This window comes from Micromonospora sp. NPDC049282 (assembly GCF_043197045.1).
GTDB lineage: Bacteria > Actinomycetota > Actinomycetes > Mycobacteriales > Micromonosporaceae > Micromonospora.
In genome coordinates this window covers 131994-155390 of record NZ_JBICSL010000014.1, presented here as the reverse complement: position 1 = coordinate 155390, position 23397 = coordinate 131994, and the positions used below count along the sequence as shown (strand labels likewise).

Here is a 23397-nt window from a genome sequence, read left to right as displayed (position 1 = left end):
CGGCCCGGAACGATGGAGGCGACGGTGTCCGACCAGCGGCCCGCCCAGGAGAGCCCGGCCACCTTCCGCGACGTCTTCGGTCAGTCCGAGTTCCGCGCGCTCTTCGCGGCGAACGTCCTGTCCTGGGTCGGCGACTATCTCGCCAAGGCCGCGGTCACCGTGCTGGTGCTGCACGAGACCCGGTCGGTCGCGCTCTCCGCCGCCGCCTTCGCGGCCAGCTACCTGCCCTGGCTGATCGGTGGCCCGCTGCTCTCGGCGCTCGCCGAGCGGCACCGCTACCGCCGGGTGATGGTGCTCTGCGACCTGATCCGGATGGCGCTGATGGTGCTGGTCGCCATGCCCTTCATGCCGGCCTGGTCGATCCTCGCCCTGATCTTCGTGGCGACACTCGCCAACCCGCCGAGCCAGGCGGCGCGGTCCGCGCTGCTGCCGCACATCCTCCCCGGCGACCGGCTGGTGGTGGGCCTCACGGTCTCCACCAGCGCGGTGCAGACCGCCCAGGTGGTCGGCTACCTGGCCGGCGCGGCCATCGCGGTGCTGAACCCGAGCAGCGCCCTGCTGATCAACGCGGGCACGTTCGCCCTGTCGGCCGCGCTGGTCCGGTTCGGCCTGCGGGACCGCCCCCCGGCGATGACCGAGGCGCACCGCAGTCACCTGCTGCGGGAGACCGCCGAGGGTTTCCGGATCGTCTTCGAGCGGCCGGTGCTGCGGGCCATCGCGGTGCTGGTGTTCAGCGCCATGCTCTTCTCGATCGTCCCCGAAGGGCTCGCCGCCGGCTGGGCCGCCGACCGGACCGGCGGCGGCATGGACGCCGGCACCGCCCAGGCGGTCATCATGGCCGCCAACCCGGTGGGTTACGTCCTCGGCGGCCTGCTGATCGCCCGGCTGACCAGCCCGGCCCGCCGGCTGGCCCTGATGCCGGTGCTGGCGGTCCTCGCGCCGGCGGTGCTCGTGCCCTCGCTCCTCGATCCACCGCCGGCCGTGGTGGCCCTGCTGGCCGGCGCGTGCGGCTTCGCGGTCGGCGGGCTCGTCCCGGTCGCCAACGGCCTCTTCGTGCAGGCGCTGCCGGACGGCTTCCGGGCGCGGGCGTTCGGGGTGATGGCGAGCGGCACCCAGATCATCCAGGGCGCCTCGGTGCTGGCCACCGGCGCGCTGGCCGAGCGGTTCGGCATCCCGACGGTGGTCGGGCTCTGGAGCGCGGCCGGGGTGCTCCTCATGCTCGTCACGGCGGTCACCTGGCCCCGCCCGTCGACGATCGAGGCGGCCGTCGAGACCGCCCGGGCCGAATCGGCCGCCGGGAGCGCGCACCCGCCGCAGCGAGGGCCGGCTCCGGGCGACCGGGGGCGGGAGCACAACCGGCACCGGCACGCGGTGACGTGACGCGCGCCGCCCGCCGGGCGGGCGCGGGTGCCGGGGCGTACCTGGCAGGATGGATACGTGACTTCCCCAGGCGAGTCGATGACGCTGTTCGAGGCGATCGGCGGTGAGCCCGCCTTCCGCAAGCTGGTGGACGAGTTCTACGCCGGCGTCGCCGACGACCCGCTGCTGCGGCCGATGTATCCGGAGGAGGACCTGGGCCCGGCGGCGGACCGGCTGACCCTCTTCCTGATCCAGTACTGGGGCGGCCCGCGGACCTACTCGGAGCAGCGCGGGCACCCGCGCCTGCGGATGCGGCACGCCCCGTTCCGGATCGGCGCCGCCGAGCGGGACGCCTGGCTGCGCCACATGCGGCAGGCGGTGGACGCGCTGGACCTGCCGCCGCAGCTCGCCGTCGCGCTCTGGGACTACCTGGAGCGGGCCGCCTACTTCATGGTGAACGCGGAGGACGACCCGGCCGCGGGCTGATCGCCCCGGCGAGGGCTCAGAGCAGGGCGCCCTCGTCGTGCAGCCAGTCGACGAACGTGGTGGCCACCGCGGCGCCGCAGTCGAGCATCTCGACCAGGAGCGCGTCGTGGGTGCCGGCGCCGAGCGGCACCTGCAGCTCGGCGTAGATCGGCAGTTGGCCGCGTTCGGTCGGGTCGCCGATGTAGGCCTTGCAGAACCGCCGGGTGTGGTTCCACTCGTTGACCACCCGGTAGGCCCGGTCGGCCCAGTCCGGCGGCACGGTCGCGTGCGGACGGGCCCGCATCACCAGGATCTCGTCCTCCGGACCTTCCAGCGCGACCAGCACGGCGTGCCGCTCCCACATGGCCAGCAGGTTGCCGTCGCCGTCGGCCAGGTAGCGCACGTCGAGCAGGTCGAGCGCGTCGCAGACCCGGCGCAGGGTGACCGGGGCGACCGTGGCCGGCATGTCCGCGACGACCGGCCGTTCGGGCGCCGACGCGGCGTCGTCACCCGGCTGGCGCGGGGTCGGTGGTCCGACCCGGACGCTGTCGTCCACTGTGGTCCCGCTTCGAGTCTCCGGATCGCCGCCACCGGCGGGACCGGGGCGCCATGACCACCACGGCATCGCTCGCGCACCTCACTCCCCAGCGGATCCAGCCGCCTACGGTGCGTTGGATCCGAGGATGGACGGTACCCGGACAGCCGGCATGAGGCACCCCCCCAACGACCGCCCCAGCCCAGAAGAATGATGCCGGGTCATCCGTTCGGATGAACGCGGGTAGGCGTGAGTGCAAGGTCCGCGACGGTACGCAACCATGCCGCCCCGTACGGCCCGACCAGGCCGACCCAACGGCCGGCCACCCGCACCTGAACGTCGTCGGCGTCCGCGCCGACGAAGCCCATCCGGACCACGCCCTGCACCAGCCGCTGCGACACCTCCACCGGCGCCGTCGGCGCGTCGTCGGGGGTCACCACCACCGCCACGTGGTCCAGCAACGCGTCCCGCAGCACCCGCTGGCCGACCGCCCGGCCCGCCACCCCGTGCGTGGCCGCCTCGCGCAGCGTGCCGGCCGCCGCGTCCGCGATCCGGCGCAGCTCCGCGCCGGGGAGCACCTCGACCGGCCGGCTGGCCGGTGGCGGCAGCGGCCAGCGCCAGCCGTCGTCGCGTCGCCGGGGCAGCGTGGCGCCGTCGGCGGCGAGTTCGGCCAGCAGGTCCCCCGCGGCGACCGTGACGTCGCCGGGCGCCGTGCCGGGCACGGTGCGCACCACGAGCACCCCCCAGGGCAGGCGGGCCCAGAGGGCGGTACGGCCGGCGCCGGGCACCGGCCGGAGCCGGACCAGGGCGGCCGGGTCGAGCCGGACCAACCGGGCGAGGAACGCGCCGACGTCCGCCACCCCGGTCAGCCCGTGCCCGGCCGCCGGCCCGGTCATCCGGCCAGCCCCGGGGCGTAACGCAGCAGGAACGCCCGCTCGTCGGCCGAGATCCGGCGCGGCCGCTGGACGGACAGGTCGAACGGCACCAGCACCGAACGGGCGGTGCCGGCCAGCGCGTCGCCGTCGTACAGCTCGTAGGCGACCGAGAAGGACGCGGCCCGGATCTCGTCGACCCAGAGCTCGATCCGCACGGTCGGCGCCGCCTCCGCGCTGGACCGGCCGAGCGCGTAGTCGACCGGGCGCAGGTAGTCGACCTCGTGCCGGCGGATGACCACCCCGTCGACGAACGAGCCCACTCCCCACGCCCGGCCGCCGGCGAACATCATCGCCACCCGGGCCTCCTCGTAGAGCGTGAGGAAGCGGGCGTTGTTGACGTGGCCGTACGCGTCCAGGTCGGACCAGCGCAGCGCACAGTGGTAGACGAACCGGTCAGACAAGGGTCAGCACCGGTCAGTCACGGGTGAGCTTGCGGTAGGTCACCCGGTGCGGGCGGGCCGCCTCGGCGCCGAGCCGGTCGATCTTGTTCTTCTCGTACGCCTCGAAGTTCCCCTCGAACCAGAACCACTTCGCCGGGTTCTGGTCGTCGCCCTCCCAGGCCAGGATGTGCGTGGAGACCCGGTCCAGGAACATCCGGTCGTGGGAGATGACCACAGCGCAGCCGGGGAACTCCAGCAGCGCGTTCTCCAGGCTGGAGAGCGTCTCCACGTCCAGGTCGTTGGTCGGCTCGTCGAGCAGGATGACGTTGCCGCCGATCTTCAGCGTCAGCGCCAGGTTGAGCCGGTTCCGCTCGCCGCCGGAGAGCACCTTGGTCGGTTTCTGCTGGTCCGGCCCCTTGAAGCCGAACGCGGCGATGTACGCCCGGGACGGCATCTCGACCTTGCCCACCATGAGGTGGTCCAGACCGTCCGAGACGACCTCCCAGACGGTCTTGTCGCCGTCGAGGCCCTGCCGGTTCTGGTCGACGTACGACAGCGAGACGGTGGGTCCGACCTTGACCTCGCCGCCGGTCGGCTGCTCCAGCCCGACGATGGTCTTGAACAGCGTGGTCTTGCCGACGCCGTTCGGGCCGATGATGCCGACGATGCCGTTGCGTGGCAGCGAGAACGACAGGTTGTCGATCAGCACCCGGTCGCCGAAGCCCTTGGTCAGGCCCTGGGCCTCGATCACGGTGCTGCCCAGACGCGGGCCCGGCGGGATCTGGATCTCCTCGAAGTCCAGCTTCCGGGTCTTCTCCGCCTCGGTGGCCATCTCGTCGTACCGGTCGAGGCGGGCCTTGGACTTGGTCTGCCGCGCCTTGGCGTTGGAGCGGACCCACTCCAGTTCCTCGGTGAGCCGCTTCTTCATCTTGGCGTCGCGGCGACCCTCGACGGCGAGCCGGGCGGCCTTCTTCTCCAGGTAGGTGGAGTAGTTGCCCTCGTATCCGATGGCCCGGCCGCGGTCCAGCTCCAGGATCCAGCCGGCCACCTTGTCGAGGAAGTACCGGTCGTGGGTGATCGCCATGACGGTGCCGGCGTACTTGGCCAGGTGCTGCTCCAGCCAGGAGACGCTCTCCGCGTCCAGGTGGTTGGTGGGCTCGTCGAGCAGCAGCAGGTCCGGCGCCTCCAGCAACAGCTTGCAGAGCGCCACGCGGCGGCGCTCACCACCGGAGAGCTGGGTGACGTCGGCCTCCGGCGGCGGGCAGCGCAGCGCGTCCATGGCCAGTTCGAGCTTGGAGTCGATGTCCCAGGCGTCGAGGTGGTCGAGCTCCTCCTGGAGCCGGCCCATCTCCTCCATCAGCTCGTCGGAGTAGTCCGTCGCCATCTGCTCGGCGATCTTGTTGAACCGCTCCAGCTTGGCCTTGGTCTCCGCGACCGCCTCCTCGACGTTGCCGAGGACGGTCTTGGCGTCGTTGAGCGGCGGCTCCTGGGCGAGCATCCCGACGGTGTAGCCGGGCATCAGCCGGGCCTCGCCGTTGCTCGGCCGGTCCAGCCCTGCCATGATCTTGAGGAGGCTGGACTTGCCGGCGCCGTTCGGGCCGACCACACCGATCTTGGCCCCCGGCAGGAAGCTCAGCGTCACGTTGTCGAGCACGACCTTGTCGCCGTGCGCCTTGCGCGCCTTTTCCAGGACGTAGATGTACTGGGCCACGGTGCGGGCTACCTCCGTCGGTTGCGATCGCGGGCTTGCGGGTGCGGGGCGCGGGCTTCGACCTCCGCCCGCCGCCGCGGGCCGGGAGCCGGCCGCGCGCACGCCGTCGTCAATCCTGACAGGTACGGGCCGCCACGCCCACATCACCCCACCCCAGCACCGGTACGGACCGGCGGGAACTGCTCGGTGAGGTGCTCCCCGAGGGGTGGCCGATCATCGTCGTCCGAGGCGCCGGTGTCGACAAGATCACGCAGATGGTTCGGCGCTTTCCGGGCGGGTAGAGGAGTCCGGCACGGGGGATCAGACGCCGCAGCTACGCTCAGTACGCTCATCGCGGTGGACCCGTCAGTACCCGGAGGTGGCCGATCGTGACCGTCCGCAGCTCCTTTGTCGTAGTGGCCAACCGACTGCCGGTCGACGAGGTGAGCACACCCGAGGGGCGGCAGTGGCGGCGCAGCCCGGGCGGCCTGGTGACCGCGCTGCACCCGGTGCTCGCCGAACACCAGGGCACCTGGGTCGGCTGGGCGGGTGGCACCGGCGCCGCGCCGGAGCCGTTCGACCTGGAGGGGATCCGGCTGCACCCGGTGCCGTTGAGCGCCGAGGAGTTGGAGCGCTACTACGAGGGCCAGTCCAACGCGACGATCTGGCCGCTCTACCACGACGCGGTGGAGACACCCGCCTACAAGCGGCGCTGGCGCGAGGCGTACCGCCTGGTCAACGCCCGGTTCGCGGAGGCCGCGGCGGACGTGGCGGCCGAGGGCGCCACGGTCTGGGTGCAGGACTACCAGCTCCAGCTCGTCCCGGCGATGCTGCGCGAGCTGCGCCCCGACCTCAAGATCGGGTTCTTCCTGCACATCCCGTTCCCGCCGATCGAGCTGTTCATGCAGATGCCGTTCCGGGCCGAGATCCTGCGCGGCCTGCTCGGGGCGGACCTGGTCGGTTTCCAGCAGCGGCTGGCGGCGCAGAACTTCGTCCGGCTGGCCCGGCACCTGCTCGGCCTGCGTTACGAGGGGCAGATGATCCAGGTCGACGGCCGGCAGGTGAAGGCCGGCGCGTTCCCCATCTCGATCGAGACCCGGGAGATGGAGCGGCTGGCCGAGGACCCGGCGATCCAGGCCCGGGCCAAGCAGATCCGCGAGGAGCTGGGCAACCCGAAGACGATCATCCTGGGCGTCGACCGGCTCGACTACACCAAGGGCATCGAACTCCGCCTCAAGGCCTTCCGGGAACTCCTCGCTGACGGAAAGTTGACAGTTCCCGACGCGGTTATGGTGCAGGTCGCCACGCCCAGCCGCGAGCGGGTGGAGCACTACCAGGCACTTCGGGTGAAGGTGGAACGCGAGGTTGGCCGGATCAATGGTGAATTCGGCCGGGTCGGCGTGCCGGCCGTGCATTATCTGCATCAGTCGTACAGTCGCTCCGAACTGGCCGCGATGTACGTCGCGGCCGACGTGATGATGGTGACCCCGCTGCGAGACGGAATGAATCTGGTGGCCAAGGAGTACGTCGCATCGCGCGCCGACCAGGGCGGCGCGCTCGTGCTCAGTGAGTTCGCCGGCGCCGCCACCGAGCTGCGCCAGGCGTTCCTGTGTAATCCGCACGACCCGGACGCGGTGAAGGACGCGTTGCTGCGGGCCGTGCACGTCGAGAAGCCCGAAGCCCGCCGCCGGATGCGCGTCATGCAGCGCCATCTGCGCAGCCACGACGTGGGCCACTGGGCCAAGTCGTTCCTCAGCGAGCTCGGCGTCCCCGATACGGAGGCTGCGTGACCTCGCCCGCCGCCACCACCTCACACGGTGGTGTGCTCGACCCGGAACTGCGCGCCGCGATCGGCCGCATCGCCCGGATCCCCCAACTCCTCGTCGCCTGCGACTACGACGGCACACTGGCGCCGATCGTCGAGGACCCGACCAAGGCCGTGCCGCTGCCCGAGTCGGTGGCCGCGATCCGCGCGCTGGCCTCGCTGCCGCAGACGAGCGTCGCGGTGGTCTCCGGCCGCGCGCTGCGCGACCTGGCCACGCTCTCCCGGCTGCCGAGCGAGGTGCACCTGGTCGGCAGCCACGGCTCGGAGTTCGACATCGGCTTCGTCGAACGGCTCAGCCCGGAGCTGATCGCGGTCCGGCACCGGCTCCGCCAGGAGCTGCGGGACATCGCCGCCGCGCACCCGGGGATCCGGCTGGAGCGCAAGCCGGCCAGCGTGGCCGTGCACACCCGCGGGGTCGACCCGCAGGTCGCCGCCGCGGCCGTGGACGCGGTCCGCAGCGGGCCCGCCACCTGGGACGACGTCACCGTCACCCAGGGCAAGGAGGTCATCGAGCTGTCGGTGGTCGCCACCCACAAGGGCACCGCGGTCGACCAGCTCCGCACCCAGCTCGCGGCCGGCGCGGTGCTCTTCATCGGCGACGACGTCACCGACGAGAACGCGTTCGGCAACCTGCAGGGGCCGGACGTCGGCATCAAGATCGGCCCCGGGGAGACCCAGGCCGACTACCGGGTGGCCGAGCCGATCGAGGCGGCCCGGGCGCTGGGCCTGCTGCTGGAGACCCGGCGGCACTGGCTCTTCGGCGAGCGGGCGGTGCCGATCGAGCGGCACTCGATGCTCGCCAACGGCCGTACGGTCGCGCTGGTCACGCCGGAAGCCAAGATCACCTGGCTGTGCCACCCGAAGCCGGACTCGGCGGCGATCTTCGCCGACCTGGTCGGCGGCAGCCCGGCCGGGCACTTCACCGTCGGCCCGGAGCGCGGCGGCATCCCGCTCGGCCAGCGCTACCGCAGCAACACCATGACGGTGGAGACCCGCTGGTCCGGTCTCACCGTCACCGACTGGCTGGACCTGCCCGCCCGGCAGACCACGCCGGACGACCCGGCCGTGGTCAGCGGCGACTCGACCCTGGTCCGGGTGCTCAGCGGCACCGGGCGGGCCCGCGTCGAGTTCGCGCCGCGCCCCGAGTTCGGCCAGGTGGCGGTGCAGCTCCAGCCGCTCGACGACGGGCTGCTCGTGCTCGGCTCCAACGAGCCGGTCGCGCTGCACTCCCCCGGCCTCGAGTGGGAGGTCACCAGCGACGCCGGGTACGAGACCGCGAAGGCGGTGGTGGACCTGTCCGCCCTCGGCGGGCAGGTGGTGCTGGAGCTGCGCTTCGGCACGCAGAGCCTGGAGCCGCACCAGGTGCCGGTGCACGAGCGGCAGGCCGCCGCCGAGCAGCCCTGGAAGGACTGGGTGGCCTCGCTGCGGCTGCCCGCCACCGCCAAGGACATGGTCGCCCGCAGCGCGCTGACCCTGCGCGGCCTCTGTCACGAGCCGACCGGCTCGATCCTCGCCGCGGCGACCACCTCGCTCCCCGAGGAGCTGGGCGGCGTCCGCAACTGGGACTACCGCTACTGCTGGCTGCGGGACGCCGCGATGACCGCGCGGTCGCTCGTCGACCTGGGCTCCACCGAGGAGGCCGAGGGGCTGCTGCGCTGGATCGACGGCGTGGTGGAGCGCACCGGCGGGCACCCGGAGCGGCTGCACCCGCTCTACACGGTCGACGGTTTCGAGCTGGGCGCCGAGGCGGTCATCGACACGCTGCCCGGCTACGCCGGCTCCCGACCGGTCCGGGTCGGCAACCTCGCCAACCACCAGCTCCAGCTCGACGTCTTCGGCCCGGTGGCCGACCTGATCGCCGCGGTGGCCGACGCCCGGGGCTCGGTCCGCGACGACGAGTGGCGGGTGCTGGAGAACATGGTCGAGGCGGTACGCCGCCGCTGGCACGAGCCCGACCACGGCATCTGGGAGGCTCGTCTCCCACCCCGGCACCACGTCTTCTCCAAGGTCATGCTCTGGATGACCGTCGACCGGGCGCTGCACGTGGTGCGGCAGCACGGCGGGGAGGACCGGCCGGAGTGGGTCGACCTGCGCGACCGGATCGGCGCCAACGTGCTGGAGTACGGCTGGCACCCGGACGCCGAGGCCTACAGCGTCGCGTACGGGCACGACGAGATGGACGCCTCGTCGCTCTGGATCGGCCTGTCCGGCCTGCTCCCCGGCGACGACCCGCGCTTCCTCTCCACCGTGCTCAAGATCGAGGCGGACCTGCGCAGCGGCCCGGTGGTCTACCGCTACCACTGGGACGACGGCCTGCCCGGCCGGGAGGGCGGCTTCCACATCTGCACGGCGTGGCTGATCGAGGCGTACCTGCGCACCGGCCGCCGCACCGACGCCGAGGAGCTGTTCGCCCAGATGGTCGACACGGCCGGCCCCACCGGCCTGCTCCCCGAGCAGTACGACCCGCTCGCCGAGCGGGGCCTGGGCAACCACCCGCAGGCGTACAGCCACCTCGGCCTGATCCGGTGCGCGCTGCTGCTGGACAACATGCTCAAGCAGTGACCTGAGCACCCGAGCGGCCCGGGACCTTCTCGGTCCCGGGCCGCTCGCGTCTCCCCGCCCACCCCTCCACCTCGTCGATCTTGCACTTACCGCCCCGACAAAAGGGGGCAGGGTGGGTCAGATCGCGGGCATCAAGTGCACGATCGGCGTCATCGGGGGGTGGCGGAGGACCCGGGGGTCAGGGCGTCGACCACGTCGCCGATGACGACGATGGCGGGTGGGCGGAGGGCGGCAGCGGTCACCTCGGCGGCGACCGCGTCGAGGGTGGAGCGGAGGGTGCGCTGGGCGGCGGTGGTGCCCTCCTGGATCACCGCGGCCGGCGTGTGCGGCGGCTTGCCGTGCGCGATCAGCGTGGCGCTGATCGCGGCCAGATTCTTCAGGCCCATCAGGATCACCAGCGTGCCGCGCAGCCCGGCCAGCGACTCCCAGCGCACCAGCGAGGCCGGCGCGTCCGGCGCGACGTGCCCGGAGACCACGGTGAACTCGTGCGCCACCGCCCGGTGCGTCACCGGCACCCCGGCCACCCCGGGCACCGCGACCGCGCTGGTCACCCCCGGCACCACGGTCACCGGCACCCCCGCCTCGGCGCAGGCCAGGAGTTCCTCGCCGCCGCGGCCGAAGACGTACGGGTCGCCGCCCTTGAGCCGGACCACGACCTTGCCGGCCAGGGCACGCTCCACCAGGATCCGGTTGATCTCCTCCTGGGTGCGCGACGGCCCGTACGGGATCTTCGACGCGTCGACCAGCTCGACGTCCGACCGCAACTCGTCCAGGAGCAGGCCGGGGACGAGCCGGTCGGCGACCACCACCTCGGCCTCGGTGAGCAGCCGCCACCCCTTCACCGTGATCAGCTCCGGGTCACCCGGTCCGGCGCCCACAAGCGCGACGCGCCCGCCGGCGGTGGCGGTGGCGGCGGCGGTGTTAAGCGGGGCCCCCTCCTCTACCGAAGGCGTCAACAGGGGGCCCTTCCTTGCGCTCAGGAGGGTGCGGACGGCGTCGCGGACGGCCATCGCCCGGTGCGGGTCGCCACCGCCGAGGACCGCCACCGTCACCGGGCCGTGGCGGGTCACCGCGGGCGTCCACGCGCTGGCGGCCACCCGGTCGTCGGCCCGGACGCAGAAGATCCGCCGTTCGGCCGCGGCGGCACTGACCGCCGCGGCGGCCGCCCGGTCGTCCACCGCCACCTGGGCCAGCCAGGCGCCGTCCAGGTCACCGGCGACGAACCGGCGCGGCTCCCAACGCAGCCGACCGGCGTCGGCGTGCGCACGCAGCGCCGGGGTCAGCTCGGGCGACACCAGCAGGACGTCCGCGCCGGCGTCGAGCAGCGCCGGCACCCGCCGGGTGGCCACCGCTCCCCCACCCACCACGACCACGCGCCGGCCGGCCAGCCGCAACCCCAGCGGGTACGGGCTGGGCGACGCCTCTCGGGCCGGCTCGCTCACTTCTCGGACACCCCGGCCGCGTCGAACGTGGCCACCTCGTGCAGCACCCGGACCGCGCCGGTGACGACCGGCAGGGCGAGCAGCGCCCCGGTGCCCTCGCCGAGCCGCAGCCCCAGGTCGATCAGCGGGTCGAGCCCGAGGTGCCGCAGCGCCGCCGTGGCGCCCGGCTCGGCGCTGCGGTGCCCGGCGACCATGGCGCCCACGGCGTCCGGCGCGAACGCGGCGGCGGCCAGCGCGGCGCTGACCGCGATCACGCCGTCGAGCAGCACCGGCACCCGGCGCGCGGCGGCGCCGAGGATCAGCCCGGCCAGCGCGGCGTGCTCCAGGCCGCCGACCGCCGCGAGCACGCCCAGCGGGTCCGCCGGGTCGGGCGCGTGCCGGCCCAGCGCGGCCCGGACCACGTCGACCTTGCGGGCGTACGTCCCGTCGTCCACCCCGGTGCCCCGGCCGGTCGCCGCCGCCGCGTCCACCCCGGTGAACGCGGCGACGAGCGCGGCGGCCGGGGTGGTGTTGCCGATGCCCATGTCGCCGGTGAGCAGGATGCCGGCGCCGCCGTCGATCAGCTCGCCGGCGACCCGGATGCCGGTCTCCACCGCCGCCCGGGCCTCGTCCCGGGTGAGCGCGGCGGTGACCGTCATGTCCCGGGTGCCGGCGCGCACGTTCGCGACCACCAGGCGCGGGCCGTCCGGGTCGGCGGGCGTCGCGACGATGTCGGCGGAGCGCGCGGCGGGGCCGGTGGGCGGGCCGACCAGGCCGGCGGAAGGCGCAGCCGGGTCCGCCGGGCCGGCCGGGTCGCCGGCGAGCGCGGGCGTGCCGGCCGGGTCGTCGGCGGGTGCCGCCGCGTCGGGCGGGGTGGCCGCGAGCGGGGTGGCGACACCGACGTCGACCACGGTGACCGAGGCGCCGGCCTGGCGGGCGAACGCGTTGACCACCGCGCCGCCGGCCAGGAAGTTGCCGATCATCTGGGCGGTGACCTCCTGCGGCCACGGGCTGACGCCCTGGGCGTGGACGCCGTGGTCGCCCGCGAAGATCGCCACCGCGGCCGGGTCGGGCAGCGGCGGCGGGCAGGTCCCGGCCAGCCCGGCCAGGCGTACCGAGAGCGGCTCCAGGGCGCCGAGCGAGCCGGCGGGCTTGGTCAGCCGGCCCTGGAGTTCGTGGGCCGCCGCCATGGCGGCCTCGTCCAGCGGCCGGATCGCCGCGACGGTGGACTCCAGCATCATGCCTCCAGGATCCTCGCGAGCGTCTCGATGAACGCGTCGGTGGTGGCCGGGTCGCGCACCGCGATCCGGAGCCAGTCCGGGCCGAGCCCGGGGAACGTGTCGCCCCGGCGTACCGCCCAGCCCTGCGCACGCAGCCGTTCCCGCACCTCGGCCGCGCCGGGCCGGTGGATCAGGACGAAGGCGCTGGCCGGCTGTCCCGCCACGCGTACGCCGGGCAGGCCGGACAGGCGGGTCACCAGGTGGTCGCGGTCGGCGGCGAGTTCGGCGGCGATCGCGCGTTCGGCGGCGACGGCGACCGGCTCGGCGCAGGCGGTGGCGGCGGCGAGCGCCGGGGTGGAGACCGCCCAGAGCGGCTGGGCGGCGGCGAGGCGGGCCAGCAGCCCGGCGTCGCCGAGCAGGTAGCCGATCCGGAGCCCGGCCAGCCCCCAGGTCTTGGTGAGGCTGCGGACCACCACCAGTCCGGGCAGGTCGCGGCGGGCGGCGAGGGACTCGGGCTCGCCGTCGACGCCGGCGGCGATCGTGGTGTCGGCGAACGCCTCGTCGACCACCAGCACCCGGCCGGGGCGGGCCAGCGCGGCGATGGTGTCGGCCGGGTGCAGCACCGAGGTCGGGTTGGTGGGGTTGCCGATGATGACCAGGTCGGCGTCGGCGGGGATCCGGGCCGGATCGAGCCGGAACCCGTCGGCCGGGTCGAGCAGCACCCGGTCCACCCGGTGGCCGGCCGCGCGCAGAGCGGCCTCCGGCTCGGTGAACTGCGGGTGCACCACCACCGGGTGGCGGGCGTCGCGCAGCGCGCGGGCGATCAGCACGAAGCCCTCGGCGGCGCCGGCGGTGAGGAGTACCTCGTCCGGGGGTCGCCCGTGCCGGTGACCGACGGCGGCGCGGGCGGGCGCCGGGTCCGGGTACGCCGCCAGGTCGCCCAGCGCGGCGGTGATCGGGTCGGCCAGCCAGTCGGGCATCGCGGCGCGGCGCACGTTGACCGCGAGGTCGACCAGGCCGGGCGTGGCCTCGGCGTCCCCGTGGTGTCCGAGATCGGGCTCGGCGGGCGCGGCGGCGGTCGGTGCTGCGGGCATGACCGCGATCCTGCCGGGAAGCCGCCGTCCGGGACAGCGCATCCCGGCGTGGGGCGCGTCACGACTCCCGCCCGTTTATGAATTCTTCTCATTTCCGAATCGGAAATGTCATAGCTTGACCCCGTGAGCAATCGACCCCTTGCCTCTGCCGGTCGTGCCGTGCCCCTTCTCCGCGCCGGGCTGATCGCCGGCATCGTCGTCGCCGCCGCGCTCTATCCGATGGCCGCCGTCACCGGCATCGGCGCGAAGGCCACCGCGCACGCCGTGCAGCAGAAGACGAACATCCTCAAGACCGCGCTGCCGGCCGAGACCTCGTACCTCTACGCGCCCGACGGTCGCACCGTGCTGACCATGTTCTACGAGGAGTACCGGCAGTACACCAAGATCGAGGACATGTCGCCGAACGTCCAGCAGGCGATCGTCGCCGCCGAGGACAACCGCTTCTACCAGCACCATGGCGTCGACCCGAAGGGCGTGGCGCGGGCGTTCGTCTCCAACGCCCGATCCGGCGGCGTCTCGCAGGGCGCGTCCACGCTCACCATGCAGTACGTGCGGATGGCCCTGCGGGACAGCGCGGGCACGCCCAAGGAGGTCCAGGAGGCCACCCAGCAGACCAGCCTGCGCAAGGTCAAGGAGATGCGCATGGCGCTCGACATCGAGAAGCACCTGACCAAGGAGCAGATCCTCGAGCGCTACCTCAACTCGGCCTACTTCGGCCACCGGGCGTACGGGATCTACGCCGCCGCGCAGATCTTCTTCTCGAAGACCCCGGCCACGCTCAGCCCCGTCGAGGCGGCCACGCTGGCCGGGCTGGTCAAGTCCCCCTCGGAGTACGACCCGATCACCTCCGACCAGAAGGACGCCACCGGCCGGCGCAACTACGTGCTGGACAACATGGCCCGCCTCGGCTACCTGTCGCCGGACGCCGCCGCGTCGGCCAAGTCACAGCCGATCAAGCTGAAGCTGACCGACCCGCCGAACGACTGCGCCGCGATCGACGGCGCGCACCGCAGCTGGGGCTTCTACTGCGACTACCTCAAGAACTGGTGGAGCGCGCAGCCGGCGTTCGGCGAGAACCGCCTGGAACGGATGGACAAGCTGCGCCGCGGCGGCTACCGGATCGTGCTCGCCCTCGACCCGAAGATCCAGGGGGCGGCCGAGAAGAACGTCGGCGCCGAGGACAACACCGGCAGCCCGTTCGCCAACGGCATCGTGGTCGCCGAGCCCGGCACCGGGCGGATCAAGGCGATGGCGGTGAACCGGAACTACTCGCTCGACCTGGCCGAGAACCCGAACAGCTCGAACCCGGAGGCCGGTCCCAAGGTCAAGGCGAACTACCCGAACACGGTGGCGCCGCTGCTCGGCGGCGGGACGCTCCCCGGCTACCAGGCCGGGTCGACGTTCAAGATGTTCCCGATGCTCGCCGCGCTCAACGCCGGGATGCCGCTGTCCACCGCCTACGACTCGCCGTACAAGTACCAGTCCGCGATCTACGACGGTTGGGCGCCGTCCAACGCCAGCGCCGCGATGACCGGCCGGCAGACCATGTGGTCCGGCTTCGGCAAGTCGGTGAACACCTACTTCGTCCAGCTGGAGGAGAAGGTCGGCGCGGACGCCGGGGTACGCCTGGCCGAGCAGCTGGGGCTGCGCTGGCGCACCGACGTCGACAAGGACCAGGCGTCACCGACCAAGGCGAGGAAGTGGGGCGCGTTCACGCTCGGCGTCTCCGACGCCACCCCGCTGGAGATGGCGAACGCGTACGCGACCGTCGCCGCCGACGGGCGCTACTGCGAGGCGATCCCGGTCAACGCGATCATGAACCGGGACGGCACGCCGGCCACCTGGTCCACCCCGGGCGGCGTGCAGCGGGAGGTGGCCAAGCCGAGGTGCCGGCAGGTGGTCAACGCGGACGCGGCCCGGGCCGCCACCGACGCGGCGCGCTGCCCGACCGGCGACACCCCGGCCAAGGGGAGCTGCGGCGGCTGGTCGACGGCGGACAGCGTCCGGGGCACGGTGGGCCGCCCGGTGGCCGGCAAGACCGGCACCACGGACAGCACCCGGTCGGCGTGGTTCGTCGGCTACACGCCGGAACTGGCCGCGGCGAGCTTCATCGCCGATCCGGACAACCCGTTCAACGCGGTGGGCGACGGGCAGTCGCAGATCCCGGTGAACGCGGTGGCGCAGACCCTGCGGGACGCGCTGAAGGGCCAGCCCACCCGCCAGTTCACCCCACCGTCCGACCAGATCGTCGGCTGACCGTCCCCGCTGCCTGTCCCGGGGGTGCGCCCGGGTCGGTTGATCAAGGAGTTCGTGCCCGGGATCGCGTGATCCCCGGACGCGAACTCCTTGATCGACTCTGCGACCGCCGGGGCGTCAGCGGAGGTCGGCCGCCACGAAGGACCACAGCTCCAGGTCGACCCGGGCGCCACGGACGAAACCGGCGTTGCGCAGCAGGCCCTCGTAGCTGAAGCCGGCCTTCTCGGCGACCCGCCGCGAGGCCACGTTGCCCGGCGCCACCCGCAGCTCCACCCGGTGGAAACCGTGCTCCAGGATCAGCGCGATCGCCACCCCGTCCACCGCCTCCGCGGCCAGGCCGTAGCCACGCGCCTGCGGGGCGAGCGCGTACGACACCTCGGTGAGCCGGGCGCCCCAGTCGGTGCGACGGGTCCAGAGGCAGCCGACCACCCGCTGATCCTCCCGGCGGACCACCGCCCAGTGGTCGCCGTCGCCGCTGTCCCGCCGCTGCCGGGCCAGCTCGGTGCACCAGGCCCGCCCGTCGATCTGCCCGGCCGCCTCGGCCAGCGGCAACCAGCGCTGCGTCTGCCGGTCGGCGAACACCTCGTCCACCGCCTCCGCGTCCGCCGCGACGAGCCGCCGCACCTCCGTGCGCGGGGTCGAGACGGTCAGCGCCGGGAAGCGGCGTACCGCCACCTGACCGATCACGCGGGCGCCGCCGCGGGCACCCGGGCGGCGGCGACCAGGCGGTCGGCCGTTCCCGGGAGCGCGGCCCAGTGCGGCACGAGCTGCGAGGCGTGCACGCCGTGCAGGACGAAGCCCTCCGGGGTGCCGCCGCCCCACTGCCAGGCCGGCCGGTCGCCGGCGCGCGGGGTCAGCACCGCCGCGTGCTGCTTGTGCCCGGTCACCGTGACGCCGGCCGGCGCCAGCACGCTGTCGGTGACCGACGTGGCCTCCCGGTAGCCCACCACCAGGCCGTCCCGGACCGTGCCGACCGCGTCGAGCACCCCGCACATCGGCAGGCCGTCCAGCTCGCGGGCCAGCCAGAGCAGGCCGGCGCCCTCGGCGACCACCGGACGGCCGGAGCGGGCCAGCTCGGCCACCGCGATGCAGAGCCGGCGGTTGGCGGAGAGCTGCTCCGCGTACGTCTCGGGAAGCCCGCCGCCGACGACCAGCGCGCGGGCCCCGGCGGGCAGCGCCTCGTCGCGCAGCGGATCGAGCGTGACCACCTCGGCGCCGGCCGCGCGCAGCAGCTCGGCGGTCTCCGGGTGGCTGTAGCTGCCGGCCGGGCCGCCGGCCAGCGCGACCACCGGCCGCTGGCCGGACCCGGGCGGCCCGTCCGCCGGCTCGGCCGACCAGGGCTCGACGGTCAGCGCGGGCGCGGACCGGGCCAGCGCCAGCAGCCGGTCGAGGTCGACGGTGGCGGCCACCGCCTCACCGAGCCGGCGCACCCCCCGCTCGGCCTCGGCGTCGCCGCGCACCACGGGCGCGGCGCCGTGTCGACGGGCGGGCAGCACCGGAGGCAGTTCGTGCCGGCGCAGCGCGCCGTAGACCGGCACCCCCACGTCGTCCAGCGCCTCGCGCAGCAGCGCCTCGTGCCGGGGCGAGGCCACCCGGTTGAGGATCACGCCGCCCAGCCAGAGCTGCTCGTCGTAGGCCCGGAAGCCGTGCACCAGCGCGGCCACCGACTGGCCCATCGCGGCCACGTCCACCACCAGCACCACCGGGCTGCGCAGCGCGGTGGCGACGGCGGCCGTGGACTCGCTCTCCGGCCGGCCGGCGACCGAGTCGTAGAGCCCCATGGTGCCCTGGACCAACGCGAACCCGGCCCCGGCCGCGCCGTGCGCGAAGAGCGGGGCGATCCGCTCCGCGCCGACCAGACGCGGGTCCAGCGTGCGCCCCGGCCGGCCGGCGGCCAACCCGAGGTATGCCGCGTCCACCTGGTCCGGCCCGACCTTGAACCCGGCCACCGCCAGCTCCCGGTCGGCCAGGGCCGCGAGCAGGCCGAGGGAGAGGGCACCGGTGCCGTGCCCCGAGGAGGGCGCGCTCAGCACGACGCGGGGCACGTCGGTCATCATCGACTCCTGGGTCCGGGGGTATTCCGCCCGCGTGACCATACCCGTCCCGCCCGACGCGCGACGTCCGCCCGGGCACCGGGATTCCACCGGCCGCCACGAGTGGCCCCACTCATACGGGTAGCCTTTGCCAACGTGTACCGGTTCCTGCTGACCCCGCGCTGGCTCGGCTACCTGGCGCTGACCCTGGTGGCCGCCGCGGTGATGGTGTTCCTGGGCAACTGGCAGCTGGACCGCTACCACGGCCGGACGGCGATCAACGAACGGATCGACGCCGGCGCCACGATGACCCCCGCGCCGCTGCGGGACGCCCTGCCCGCGCCGACCGGCGCCGCGGGCAGCGTCGGCCCGGCCCCGGCCGAGCGGGTCACCTGGAGCCGGGTCACCGCCACCGGCCGCTACGACAGCGCGAACGACGTCCTGATCCGCGGCCGGACCGTCGACAGCACGGTCGGCTTCGAGGTGCTCACCCCGCTGGTGCTGGCCGACGGCAGCGCGGTGCTGGTCGACCGCGGCTGGATCCCGCCGGTCCCGGGCGCCGGCGCCACCGTCCAGCCTGCGGTGCCGGCGGCGCCGACCGGCGAGGTGACCGTCACCGGCCGGGTGGTCGGCAGCGAGAGCGGTGGCGGCGGGGTCGCCCGGCGCGACGGCAAGCTGGAGGCCCGCCGGATCGACATCTCCCGCCTGGCGAAGCAGCTGCCCTATCCGGTGACCGGCGGTTACGTGCTGCTCGACGGGCAGACGCCGGCCGCCGACCCGGCCTTCCGGGCGGTGCCGATCGGGCACACCAACAACTGGCAGAACTTCGGCTACGTGTGGCAGTGGTGGATCTTCGCGGTGATGAGCCTGGTCGGCTACGGCTGGGTGGCGCGCCGGGAGGCCCGCCGGCGGGCCGGCCTGGATGCCCCGGGCCGGCCGGTGGACCGGGCCGCCGAGCCGGTGGAGGGACTCAGCCGGTGACCCGGCCGGCGTGGATCGCCCGGACCGCGTCGATCGTGTCCGCCTCGGCGGCCGTCTTGTCGTCGCGGTAGCGCACCACCCGGGCGAAACGCAGCGCCATCCCGCCCGGGTAGCGGCTGCTCGTCTGCACCCCGTCGAAGGCGATCTCGACCACCTGCTCCGGGCGGACCCGCACCACCCAGTCGCCCTTCTCCACGGCCAGCGACAGGAAGCGCTCGGTCTGCCAGCGCAGCATCTCGTCGGTGAGCCCCTTGAACGTCTTGCCGAGCATGACGAACTCGCCGCCGCCCGGGTCGCGGGCCCCGAGGTGCAGATTGGACAGCCAACCCTGACGCCGGCCGCTGCCCCACTCGACCGCGAGAACCACCAGGTCGAGCGTGTGCCGGGGCTTGACCTTGACCCAGGCGGCCCCGCGCCGCCCCGCGTCGTAGGGCGCGGCCGGGTCCTTGACCACCACGCCCTCCTGCCCGGCGTCGACCGCCGCGGCGAACGCCGCGCCGGCCTGCGCCGCGTCGTCCACCTCCACCCGGCCGACCAGCAGCGCCGGGTCGACCGCGCGGGCCAGCGTCGCCCACCGCTCCCGCCCGGGCAGGTCGATCAGGTCGGCGCCGTCGAGGTGCAGCAGGTCGAAGAAGTACGGGGTGAGCACCGGCTCGCCGGCACGCTCGGCGGCGGCCAGCACGGCGGGCGCGACCGGGGTGCGGCCGGTGGTGCTGGGCGTGGTGCGCCGGGCCGCGTGGCTCGACGTCTGCTGGAACGGCAGCGGCCGGCCGGCGGCGTCCAGCCCGATCGCCTCGCCGTCGAGCACCAGCTCACGGGCGGGCAGCGCGCGGACGGCGGCCACCACCTCGGGCAGCCGGCCGGTGATCTCGTCGAGGCTGCGGGTGAAGACCGCGACGTCCGCCCCGGAGCGGTGCACCTGGATGCGGATGCCGTCGAGCTTGACGTCGACCACGGCCGGCACGCCGGTGGCGGTGAGCGCCTCGTCGACCGTGGGCGCGCTCTGGGCCAGCATCGGCGCGAGCGGACGGCCCACCTGGAGCCCGAACCCGGCCAGCGCGGCGGCCCCGCCGGTGAGCGCCGCGACCGCCACCGCCCGCAGGTCACCGGCGAGCAGCAGGGCCCGCCGAACGGCGGGGGCCGGCACCTCGGCGGCCCGGGCCACCGCCTCGGCCAGCAGGCCGGCCTGTGCGCCCTGTCGCAGCTCGCCGCGGAACAGGCCGACCAGCAGGCGCTGCTCGTCGGCGGTCGCCGCGGCGAAGAGCCGGCCGACCAACTCCCGCCGCCGGGCCTGTGAGCCGACGCCGCCGACCCGGGAGATCTCCTCGATCCCCGCGTCGACGGCGGCCACGGTCAGGGTCGGCTCGGCCGCCGGTGGCGGCAGGTCGCGCAGACCCGCCCAGCCGACGCCGGTCTGCCGCTGCCGCAGCTCACCGGCGAGGTAGCCGGCGCCGGCCGGGATCTCGTCCGGATCGAGCGCGCGCAGCGCGGCGGCCAGCAGCTCCACCTTGGCCCGACGGCCACCGGTGGCGCCCACCGCGGCCGAGGTGGCCGCCAGCTCCGCGAAACGCACGCCCACATCCTGCCAGCCGGCGGTGACACCGGGGCGGTTCCGGCGGGCCGGCGCACCGTTTCGGGTGCGCCGCCCCGCCGGACGCCCGGACGCAGAAAAGCCCGTCGTTGCCGGTCGCCGGGCCGTTCGCGCCGGGCCGCTTCCCGGTGCCCGGAGATCAGGCCGAGACCGGCTCCTCGACCCGCAGACCGCGCCCGCGCACCCCGTCGGCGACCCGGGTGAGCAGCGCGTCGAGCGTGACCAGCGTGGCCGAGAGCTCACCGAGCTGTTCCTTGAGCGTGGCCTCGGGCCACGCGGAGACGTCGACGTCCCCCAGAGCACGGACGGCGGCCTGAAGCCGCGCCATCTCGTCGTTCGTACGCATGTTCGAAAGGCTATAACAACCGCCGGGCCGACACGCCGCAAACTCCGACATCCATCCCGAAGTTACGGTTTCGACACCGAGCGTGTCGCGGTCGGACAGCGAGGCCGCCCGGCACGCCGACGCCCAGCGCCCGCCCCGGTCAGGCGCGGCCCACCTCGGCCACCTTGGCCAGCAGCAGCGCCTCAGCCAGGCAGACCCGGGCGAACTCGCCCAGGTGCAGGCTCTCGTTCGGCCCGTGCGCCCGGGCGTGCGGGTCCTCCACGCCGGTCACCAGGATCGCCGCCGCCGGGAACATCTCCTGGAACGTGGCGATGAACGGGATCGAGCCGCCCACCCCGATGTCGACCGGGTCGGTGCCGTCCCAGGCGCCCCGGAACGCCGCCCGCGCCGCGTCGAACATCGGGCCGCTCGCGTCGATCACGCAGGGCGAGCCGTCGTGCTCGAACGTCACCGTCACCTGCGCGCCCCACGGCGCGTGCCGCTCCAGGTGCGCGGTCAGCGCGGCGTACGCCTTCTTCGGGTCGTCACCCGGCGCCAGCCGTACGCTCAGCTTCGCCTTCGCGGCCGGGACCAGCGCGTTGGGCGCCTCCCCGGTGGCCGGCGCGTCGACGCCGAGGATCGCCAGCGCCGGCTTGGTCCAGAGCCGGTCGGTGATCCGGCCGGTGCCGAACAGCCGTGCGCCGTCGACCAGGCCGGCCTCCGCGCGGAACCGGTCCTCCGGGTAGTCGACGCTCGCGCCCTCGTGCCCGGCCAACCCCTCCACCACGACGTCACCGGCGTCGTCGTGCAGCGTGCCGAGCAGCTTCACCAGCGCGGTGAGCGCGTCCGGCACGGCGCCGCCGAACATGCCGCTGTGCACCGCGTGGTCGAGCGTGCGCACCTCCACGAAGCAGTTCACGATGCCGCGCAGCGAGGTGGTCAGCGCCGGCACGCCGATGTCCCAGTTGGTCGAGTCGGCGATCACGATGACATCCGAGGCCAGCTCGTCGCGGTGCTCGGCGAGCAGCCGCTCAAGTGAGTCCGAGCCGTACTCCTCCTCGCCCTCGATGAACAGCACCACGCCGACCGGGAGCCGGTCGCCGAACGCGCGCAACGCCGCGACGTGCGCCATGATGCCGGCCTTGTCGTCGGCCGCGCCCCGGCCGTAGAGGCGGCCGTCGCGCTCCACCGGCTCGAACGGGTCCGACTCCCACAGCGACCGGTCGCCGACCGGCTGCACGTCGTGGTGGGCGTAGAGCAGCACGGTGGGCGCGCCGGCCGGCGCCGCCTTCGTCCCGATCACCGCCGGCTGACCGCCGGAACGGACGATCCGGGTGTCCAGGCCGCACCCGCGCAGCAGCTTCGCGACCGCCTCGGCGGAACGCTCCACGTGCGAGTGGTCGAAGCCCTCGAAGGCGATGCCCGGGATGCGGACGAGTCGTTCGAGGTCGGCACGGACACCGGGCAGTTCCCGCTCGACGGCGGCCCGCACCTCGGACTCGGAGATGATCGGATTGGTCATGACCGGAATCGTATGCTGCCCTTACCCGGCCACGCCGTCCAAGCCCGGCGGCCGCCCGTGCCGCACGTAGTAGCGGTCCGGATCGTGCGGCAGGTCGGGGGCGCCGTCGACGACCAGGTCCACCGCCGCCGGGGTGCCGTCGGCGGCGAAGTGCGCGCGCTCCCCGGCGTGCCAGCGGCGCAGCTCGGGCAGGACCTGCGCGCCGTCGCGGGCCAGTGCCCGGGACAGCCGCAGCTCGGCCGGCGCGGTGACCAGCACGGCCAGCGTCAACTCGGGGCGCACGGCGGCGCGGGCCGCGCTCACCCCCTCGACGATCAGCACCGGCGCGGCCGGCACCGGCACCACCGGACCCAGGAAACGCCTGCGGACCCAGCTGTACCGGCGGTAGCCGCCCGGCCGGCCGGCCCGCACCGGCCCGAGCACCAGGTCCTCCAGGCGCGCCCAGAACGTGAGCTGGTCGTCCCAGCCGTCGAGCAGGTCGTCGGTGCGGACCAGCGGCGGCCGGTCGCCGCCCGGCGCCGCCGCGAACGCGTCCGCGAGGCGCGCCGCGAACACGCTCTTGCCCGCGCCGCTCGGCCCGTCGACCGCGACCAGTCGGGTACGCCCCAACCGTGGCGGCCCGGCCAGCACCCGCCGGGCCAACCCGGCGTACGCCTCGACCACCGCAACGTTCACCCGACCGACGCTAACGTTCCCCCGTCCGCTGGATCCTGCGACCCGGGCGGGCCGTTTCACCCGGCGGCCCCGCCGGGCCGCGGGCATGATCTGGGGGTGCTCCATGATGTGATGTGTCCGGGCGTCGACGCCCTCCTGGAACAGGCCCGCGCCGGTCTCCGCCGGCTCACCCCGCACGAGACCGTCGAGGCGGTCCGCAACGGCGCGCTGCTGATCGACACGCGCACCGAGGCGCAGCGCCGCGAGGAGGGTGAGCTGCCCGGCGCGATCGTCATCGACCGCACCGTGCTGGAGTGGCGGCTCGACCCGGCCAGCGAGTGGCGCATCCCGGAGGCGATCGGCTACGACCGCGAGGTCGTGGTGGTGTGCCGGCAGGGCTACAGCTCGAGTCTGGCCGCCGCCAGCCTCCAGACGCTCGGCCTGCGTCACGCCACGGACATGATCGGTGGCGTGCAGGGCTGGCAGGAGGCCGGGCTGCCGATGTCCGACCGCCCGGCGGACGTGCGCCACTGACGCACCCGGCGCGGC

19 protein-coding genes and 1 pseudogene are annotated in these 23397 nt (G+C 74.3%); 7 read left to right on the top strand and 13 right to left on the bottom strand.

Annotation, left to right across the window (positions count from 1 at the left end):
* Nucleotides 1-12 precede the first annotated feature (12 nt).
* Together ACGFI2_RS22370 and ACGFI2_RS22365 are read left to right on the top strand one after the other, a co-directional pair.
* Nucleotides 13-1380 carry an MFS transporter gene (locus ACGFI2_RS22370; RefSeq protein ID WP_393520253.1) on the top strand — a complete coding sequence of 456 codons (1368 nt, stop codon included), beginning with the start codon at nucleotides 13-15 and terminating at the stop codon, nucleotides 1378-1380.
* Nucleotides 1381-1458: 78 nt separating this feature from the next.
* Nucleotides 1459-1845 (top strand): globin, encoded by a 387-nt coding sequence (locus tag ACGFI2_RS22365; RefSeq protein WP_393520362.1) that lies wholly within the window; start codon nucleotides 1459-1461, stop codon nucleotides 1843-1845.
* 16 nt (nucleotides 1846-1861) lie between these two features.
* Here ACGFI2_RS22365 and ACGFI2_RS22360 read toward each other — a convergent pair whose 3' ends face one another.
* The 4 genes from ACGFI2_RS22360 to ettA form a co-directional block, all read right to left on the bottom strand.
* Complete coding sequence (locus ACGFI2_RS22360) at nucleotides 1862-2449, bottom strand: YbjN domain-containing protein (protein WP_393520251.1); 588 nt, start codon at nucleotides 2447-2449, stop codon at nucleotides 1862-1864.
* Nucleotides 2450-2580: 131 nt separating this feature from the next.
* Entirely contained in the window at nucleotides 2581-3255 is a 675-nt protein-coding gene (locus ACGFI2_RS22355) for a hypothetical protein (protein WP_393520249.1), read from the bottom strand.
* Entirely contained in the window at nucleotides 3252-3695 is a 444-nt protein-coding gene (locus ACGFI2_RS22350; protein WP_393520247.1) for an acyl-CoA thioesterase, read from the bottom strand. The genes ACGFI2_RS22355 and ACGFI2_RS22350 overlap by 4 nt, the downstream gene beginning before the upstream one ends.
* Before the next feature lie 13 nt (nucleotides 3696-3708).
* Nucleotides 3709-5385, bottom strand: coding sequence for an energy-dependent translational throttle protein EttA (ettA, locus tag ACGFI2_RS22345; protein ID WP_393520245.1), 1677 nt, complete (start codon nucleotides 5383-5385; stop codon nucleotides 3709-3711).
* 368 nt (nucleotides 5386-5753) lie between these two features.
* Here ettA and ACGFI2_RS22340 point away from each other — a divergent pair, with 368 nt between their 5' ends.
* Together ACGFI2_RS22340 and otsB are read left to right on the top strand one after the other, a co-directional pair.
* A complete protein-coding gene (locus ACGFI2_RS22340; RefSeq protein ID WP_091069502.1) occupies nucleotides 5754-7154 on the top strand; it encodes a trehalose-6-phosphate synthase in 1401 nt (466 codons plus the stop codon).
* Nucleotides 7151-9751 (top strand): trehalose-phosphatase, encoded by a 2601-nt coding sequence (gene otsB, locus ACGFI2_RS22335; protein WP_393520243.1) that lies wholly within the window; start codon nucleotides 7151-7153, stop codon nucleotides 9749-9751. The genes ACGFI2_RS22340 and otsB overlap by 4 nt, the downstream gene beginning before the upstream one ends.
* 149 nt (nucleotides 9752-9900) lie before the next feature.
* Here otsB and cobA read toward each other — a convergent pair whose 3' ends face one another.
* From cobA to cobC, 3 genes are read right to left on the bottom strand one after another with little or no spacing between them, the layout of a single operon-like run.
* On the bottom strand, nucleotides 9901-11193 hold the full coding sequence (gene cobA / locus ACGFI2_RS22330) for a uroporphyrinogen-III C-methyltransferase (protein WP_393520241.1): 1293 nt from the start codon (nucleotides 11191-11193) through the stop codon (nucleotides 9901-9903).
* Nucleotides 11190-12410 carry a nicotinate-nucleotide--dimethylbenzimidazole phosphoribosyltransferase gene (locus ACGFI2_RS22325; protein WP_393520360.1) on the bottom strand — a complete coding sequence of 407 codons (1221 nt, stop codon included), beginning with the start codon at nucleotides 12408-12410 and terminating at the stop codon, nucleotides 11190-11192. Before ACGFI2_RS22325 ends, cobA begins: the two co-directional genes overlap by 4 nt.
* The gene (cobC, locus tag ACGFI2_RS22320) at nucleotides 12410-13486 is read right to left on the bottom strand and encodes an Rv2231c family pyridoxal phosphate-dependent protein CobC (RefSeq protein WP_393520239.1); all 1077 of its coding nucleotides are present in this window, start codon (nucleotides 13484-13486) and stop codon (nucleotides 12410-12412) included. The genes ACGFI2_RS22325 and cobC overlap by 1 nt, the downstream gene beginning before the upstream one ends.
* A 123-nt stretch (nucleotides 13487-13609) precedes the next feature.
* Here cobC and ACGFI2_RS22315 point away from each other — a divergent pair, with 123 nt between their 5' ends.
* Nucleotides 13610-15742 carry a transglycosylase domain-containing protein gene (locus ACGFI2_RS22315; protein ID WP_393520237.1) on the top strand — a complete coding sequence of 711 codons (2133 nt, stop codon included), beginning with the start codon at nucleotides 13610-13612 and terminating at the stop codon, nucleotides 15740-15742.
* A 117-nt stretch (nucleotides 15743-15859) separates the two neighbouring features.
* Here the strand turns inward: ACGFI2_RS22315 and ACGFI2_RS22310 are convergent, their stop codons facing one another.
* On the bottom strand, nucleotides 15860-16429 hold the full coding sequence (locus ACGFI2_RS22310; RefSeq protein ID WP_393520234.1) for a GNAT family N-acetyltransferase: 570 nt from the start codon (nucleotides 16427-16429) through the stop codon (nucleotides 15860-15862).
* Entirely contained in the window at nucleotides 16426-17796 is a 1371-nt protein-coding gene (locus ACGFI2_RS22305; protein ID WP_393520231.1) for a cobyrinate a,c-diamide synthase, read from the bottom strand. The genes ACGFI2_RS22310 and ACGFI2_RS22305 overlap by 4 nt, the downstream gene beginning before the upstream one ends.
* A 135-nt stretch (nucleotides 17797-17931) precedes the next feature.
* Between ACGFI2_RS22305 and ACGFI2_RS22300 the strand changes: the two genes are divergently transcribed.
* On the top strand, nucleotides 17932-18756 hold the full coding sequence (locus ACGFI2_RS22300; RefSeq protein ID WP_393520228.1) for an SURF1 family protein: 825 nt from the start codon (nucleotides 17932-17934) through the stop codon (nucleotides 18754-18756).
* On the opposite strand, the gene ACGFI2_RS22295 is transcribed toward ACGFI2_RS22300, so the two are convergent.
* From ACGFI2_RS22295 to ACGFI2_RS22280, 4 genes and pseudogenes are all read right to left on the bottom strand, one after another.
* Complete coding sequence (locus ACGFI2_RS22295) at nucleotides 18746-20329, bottom strand: ATP-dependent DNA ligase (RefSeq protein WP_393520225.1); 1584 nt, start codon at nucleotides 20327-20329, stop codon at nucleotides 18746-18748. The two genes, ACGFI2_RS22300 and ACGFI2_RS22295, sit on opposite strands and share 11 nt — an antisense overlap.
* A 157-nt stretch (nucleotides 20330-20486) precedes the next feature.
* Nucleotides 20487-20693: a hypothetical protein gene (locus ACGFI2_RS22290; RefSeq protein WP_091571646.1), complete on the bottom strand. Its 207-nt coding sequence runs from the start codon at nucleotides 20691-20693 to the stop codon at nucleotides 20487-20489.
* 139 nt (nucleotides 20694-20832) lie between these two features.
* Nucleotides 20833-22194 (bottom strand): dipeptidase, encoded by a 1362-nt coding sequence (locus tag ACGFI2_RS22285; RefSeq protein ID WP_393520222.1) that lies wholly within the window; start codon nucleotides 22192-22194, stop codon nucleotides 20833-20835.
* Nucleotides 22172-22974, bottom strand: a pseudogene (locus tag ACGFI2_RS22280) (uridine kinase); the annotation flags it as partial. The gene ACGFI2_RS22285 and the pseudogene ACGFI2_RS22280, both read right to left, overlap by 23 nt.
* Nucleotides 22975-22980: 6 nt before the next feature.
* On the opposite strand from ACGFI2_RS22280, the gene ACGFI2_RS22275 reads away from it, so the two are divergent.
* Nucleotides 22981-23382: a rhodanese-like domain-containing protein gene (locus ACGFI2_RS22275; RefSeq protein WP_393520358.1), complete on the top strand. Its 402-nt coding sequence runs from the start codon at nucleotides 22981-22983 to the stop codon at nucleotides 23380-23382.
* Nucleotides 23383-23397 lie beyond the last annotated feature (15 nt).